This window comes from Thermovirga sp., assembly GCF_017656375.1.
GTDB lineage: Bacteria > Synergistota > Synergistia > Synergistales > Thermovirgaceae > Thermovirga.
In genome coordinates this window covers 1-4,770 of the sequence record NZ_JACDOB010000054.1, presented here as the reverse complement: position 1 = coordinate 4,770, position 4,770 = coordinate 1, and the positions used below count along the sequence as shown (strand labels likewise).

Sequence of the window (4,770 nt, the reverse complement as noted above, 5' to 3'; positions counted from 1 at the left end):
CCACATTCTTTATTGAAACAAAATATAGCATCCAATATAATGCAAGAAAAGGAGTGGTTAAGGTGTGGAAGGGCAAGCTACCTAAGGAGATATTGGAGATACAGCAGAGAGGTTACGTGTCCTCAGAGCGCGTATCTTACCCTGAAGGCATAGAGATTATAGACTGCGAGCTTGGTACGAGCCCCTTGGGCATGCCGGAAAGCCTGCGCCGCTTATTAAAGAATGGCAATTTGTGCGACCTTTGCGATTATCCGGCCCCGGAGCCGGAGGATCTGAAGGATGCTTTGGCGGCGGTCCACGGTGCCTGGAATGTGGCCTCGAAGCAGATTTTGGTGGGGGGAGGCTCTATAGGGGTTTTAGTGAGCCTTTTTAGGGTTTTGCTGAGGCCAGGTTCGGTTATGACAGGAATTTCTCCCCAGTTTACCGATGCGGCTTTGCAGGCCCTTTACAGAGGCGCGGCGTACGAGCCTGTAAAACTTGAGGCACCTAGGTATTCCATAGAAAAAAAAGATATTTTAGAGGCTTTAAAGAGGAAGCCAGAAGTTCTTTACATAGACAGGCCGCATAACCCAACAGGCCAGGTTCTCTCATTGGAAGATTTGGCCGAGTTGGTTCGCTTTGCGATGGAGACAGGGACTTGGGTTATTTCTGATGAAGCTTATGGGGATTTTTTGCCCGATGAAGAGTCCGCCGCCGTGCTTGATTTCCCCAATTTGGTGGTCTGTCGCTCTTTTTCCAAGGCCCTTGGGGCGGCTGGGATCAGGGTAGGGTACGCTATCTGCCGCGATCCGGAACTGGCTGCCCTTTACAGGAAGGTTCAGCCCCCATTCGTGATCGGAGCTTTGGATGCCCGCATGGCCTTGGAGCTTTTGAAGGATTTATCTTATTTGGAGGAGGTAAGGTCCTATGCCAAAAAGGCCAAGCCAATGGTGTTGGAGGCAATTTCGCGCAAGCAGGGCTGGCTTGTGGCGGATACGGACGAAAGGGTTCCCATATTTCTTTTATCCCAAGAGTCGGGCAATCTAGTAAAACGTCTGGCAGATGTGGGAATCGCCTGTGCAGAGGGTGGTGGCTACTTCAACTTGGACGACAGGTCCGCTCGTCTAAGGGTGCCCTCTCCCGACAAGCTTGAAGATTTCCTTGAGAGAATAAAGCGGGCTTAGGGAATTTTTATGATAGTGATTTAATTTTTATTATGATCATATGTTTTGCTTTTAGTATTGTTTTATTGCAAGGCTACTTATGCGTTTTTAAGTTTTCCTTTTCACCCTAAAAATCGAGCCATCATAGCGAATCTTATTTTTGCGCAATTATGTGGGCTTAATTAATCCCCGGGTCCAAAATATTACCACTCTACAAATGTATACATGTGTGGATTGAAATTTATGTTGAGGTTGTTTTTTCCCGTTTAGTGCGATATATTATTGTATAAGATTAAAGTTTAGTAAATTTCAGCGCTTTGCTATGTAGTAGAAAATAAAGCTTTGAGTTTTCACTAATGGTCTGTGTAAAAGTTGTGCTGTGGGTTGAAACGATCAAAGGCAAAGGTCAGTGAATTGTTGAATGAGCAGGACAAGGAGGATGGGTATGCCTAAACTCATACGTAAATCTCAGCTGTTATTTTTGTAGGGTTTGTGTTTTTTTATATCTTGCCATCAAGTATGGCTGAATCGGCTTTGGTAAGCCCATTTAATCGGGCGATAGCAATAGAGGAATATTTATCTGGCCATGAACTAGATCCCATTGAGGGAATTTGGCTTTGGTCTGAAGATGAGAGCTCTTACGGTAAGCAAATTTTCGAAGTTGCAATAATGAAAAACACCTTCGACTATAAGAAGTATAAAGCGTATGAGTATATAGGCATTACCACTGATGCTTCAGGTTTTGTTAAAGAAGGGCAGACAAAAATCCTTCTTAAAAAAACCGGAGATAGAATTTACGAAGGCCAGTTTGTTTTCGTGGTCAAAGATGCTGTTAGTAAGGGGATTATTACCCGCAACGTTTCTGTTAAGGTTGATAAGAATGGGGATTACCTTTCGTTCGTATCTCCTCCTGTAGTCTTGTTTGGGAAAGATGTGCATGTGGCCGGTAAAAAGTTGTGGCCGGAAAAGAAGGCTGGCCTAGAAGCAGATGAGCCAGGTGCCGGCTCTGGTTTCTTTGTCTCAAAGGATGTTGTTGCGACTAATGCACATGTCGTAAAAGGTTATGAAAATAAAAATATAAGAGTGTGTTTCAAGGATACTGAATATGGTGCAAAGGTAATAGCAAAGGACGAGATGAACGATCTAGCCCTTCTCAAGGTCAAATTCAATGATTTTAAAGCATACCAGTCTGTTAAGCCTGTTTTCTTTGGGGACGTCCAAGATGTTGTAGAAGGGGAGGAAGTTTATGCAATCGGATATCCGTTGTCAGATTCTCTTGGGGTCAGCCCCAAGATTAGTATGGGTATCATTAATAGTACTTGTGGATTTGAGGGAGATCCCAAGCTGTTTCAAATTAGTGTTCCCATTCAGCCTGGCAATAGTGGAGGTCCTTTGTTTAATGAATATGGTAATGTGATTGGTATTACTTCATCAGGATTAAACGTAGCCTATTACATGCAAGTATATGGAGATGTTCCTCAAAACGTTAATTTTGCGATAAAGGCTAATTATTTACAGAACTTGGCCCTTTCAGTTCAAGATGGGCCTAAATTCAAACAAGGGACAAAAGATAAAGTCTTCAAGGCAAGAGACATAATGGCTAACTGGAGAGACTCGGTAGTGCTTATCACTTGTGAATAGCAGAGGTTGAAAAGTATGAGAAGGATTAAATTTTTTGCCGTATTTGTGTTAGTTTTTGTGTCTTTTGTGGCTGTTAAAGGTTGTTTTGCCCGTGATGACTCTTTGCCTAACCAGCCATCTAAGCTCAGGTTCGATAGGGATATCGTCATAAAAAAATATTTCGATAAGAAGGATTTGGCTTCTATTGAGGGTATATGGGTTTGGGAGACAAGGGTTGATAAATACGAGGGGGCGATTATTAGCCTTGATAGACTTCCGACAGCCGGGGTCAAGAGCATAAGAAAAAATTATGGGCGAGGGATTCAGTATGCCTGCTTTTTGACGAAAGCGGCAGAGGGCTTGAAGCCGGGTGCGTTAAAGATGGTGATAAAAGAGCCTATTGGCGGTATTTATAAGGGTTATTACATTAGCTATCAAGAAGATTGGTACGGTTTTGAGGACAGTGACGAGCTGCCTATCAGGCTTTCTATAGTTTCCAGAAATACCCTTGCAATGGAAGCAACAGATAGGGAAGGTAATAGAGTAACTAATGAAGCTAAAAGAATTTATCCAATTAGTGGAAGTGGATCGAACAATAGCCATAACATAGGAATAGGGTTTTTTGTCGCTAAAGATGTTATTGCTACCTGCTACAGCAATATAGCAGGATTTGGCGAAATTAGGGTTCATTTAAAAAACGGCTTGCTCAAAGGTAGACTATTAGTTCGGGATAAGACAAATGACCTTGCCTTGGTGAAGCTTGAAAAAATGGGCACTTTAACTATTTACGGCACACCTTTGCCGATAGGGGATGTAGGTACTCTGTCGAAAGGGGATAAAGTGTTTGTGCCTGTGTATTCGTATCTAGTGGGATCTCCGGAGAGCAAGCTTAAGGTTGGTGAGATATTGAGCTTGACAGGGGAGAAAAAAGATCCCAGGGTATTTGAGACGAATATCCAAGTTGATAAAGTAAACAATGGAGCTCCACTCCTCAACGATTCAATGCAAGTTGTTGGGATATTAACTTACCTTCCTCACAATAATTATTTTAAAGTTAATACTCTGATACCAGAAGGTATATCTTACGGCATAAAGATCAACAACATTTTCAATTTGGCCGCCGCGACCAGAGAATGTCCAAGGTTAAATATAAGATCTCCAAATCTCAGGATTAATAAGACCACAGTATTCGATTCAATAGTAATAATTGAAGGGCTTGTTAACCCACACAAGAAGAAATCGTTGTATGAGATTATGAAGGAATAAATAATGACGTACGTTTATTTAGAATCAATAGTGTGCATCATGTGCTTGATGTCTCTATGAACTAGCACTCATTAAAAAGTCCAGCGTGAAGGTTTCTCATTTCGTGTGGGCTCAGTGAATGCTAAAAATAATAAAGGGAGGCAACTAAAATGATTGCAAAACTTGAACCCGTTGATGATTTGAAGACAGTGTGGAAGCACGAGGCCCACGACTTTACTAAGTGGCTTTATGATAATTGTGACGTCCTCGGTGATCAGATTGGTTTGACGATAAATCCGATCGAGGCGGAGAAAGCAATAGGTTCGTTTAATGTGGATATTTTGGCAGAAGATAACAATGGAAAGCTTATTGTTATTGAGAATCAGCTCGAGAAGACAAATCATGATCATTTAGGCAAGGTATTGACGTATCTATCCAACATTGATGCAAAAATTGCCATTTGGATATCACCTGAACCAAGGCCTGAGCACATTAGGGCTATTGAATTTTTAAATGGAATGTCTTCAGGTGATACGGCTTTTTATTTAGTAAAAGTGCAGGCCTTTCGAATAGGTGAGTCAGAGCCTGCGCCTCTTTTTTCTATAGTAGCTGGACCATACGAGGAACAAACGGCAACCAGAAAGATGAAGGATGAATTAAATGAATTTGAAAAGACCCGATACAAATTCTTTGAACAACTGCTAGAGAAGATAAACGAAAAAACAAGTATTTATTCGAATATATCTCCTGTTGGATATCAGGG

The 4,770-nt window shown here is 41.8% G+C and carries 4 protein-coding genes; all 4 read left to right on the top strand.

Going from position 1 to position 4,770, the window contains the following annotated elements; all coding sequences use genetic code 11:
- A partial coding sequence (locus H0Z23_RS08520; protein WP_296869020.1) for a histidinol-phosphate transaminase occupies window positions 1-1,163 on the top strand: 1,163 nt, incomplete at its 5' end.
- A gap of 498 nt (window positions 1,164-1,661) precedes the next feature.
- Complete coding sequence (locus H0Z23_RS08515; protein ID WP_296869019.1) at window positions 1,662-2,783, top strand: serine protease; 1,122 nt, start codon at window positions 1,662-1,664, stop codon at window positions 2,781-2,783.
- Window positions 2,784-2,798: 15 nt separating this feature from the next.
- Window positions 2,799-4,028 carry a serine protease gene (locus tag H0Z23_RS08510; protein WP_296869018.1) on the top strand — a complete coding sequence of 410 codons (1,230 nt, stop codon included), beginning with the start codon at window positions 2,799-2,801 and terminating at the stop codon, window positions 4,026-4,028.
- A gap of 149 nt (window positions 4,029-4,177) precedes the next feature.
- On the top strand, window positions 4,178-4,770 hold a 593-nt coding region (locus H0Z23_RS08505), incomplete at its 3' end, for a hypothetical protein (RefSeq protein WP_296869017.1).

What these genes read in the sequence shown, in the direction of transcription:
- H0Z23_RS08515 (WP_296869019.1), top strand. Translation starts at nt 1,662, where the DNA reads ATGGCTGAATCGGCTTTGGTAAGCCCATTTAATCGGGCGATAGCAATA.
- H0Z23_RS08510 (WP_296869018.1), top strand. Translation starts at nt 2,799, where the DNA reads ATGAGAAGGATTAAATTTTTTGCCGTATTTGTGTTAGTTTTTGTGTCT.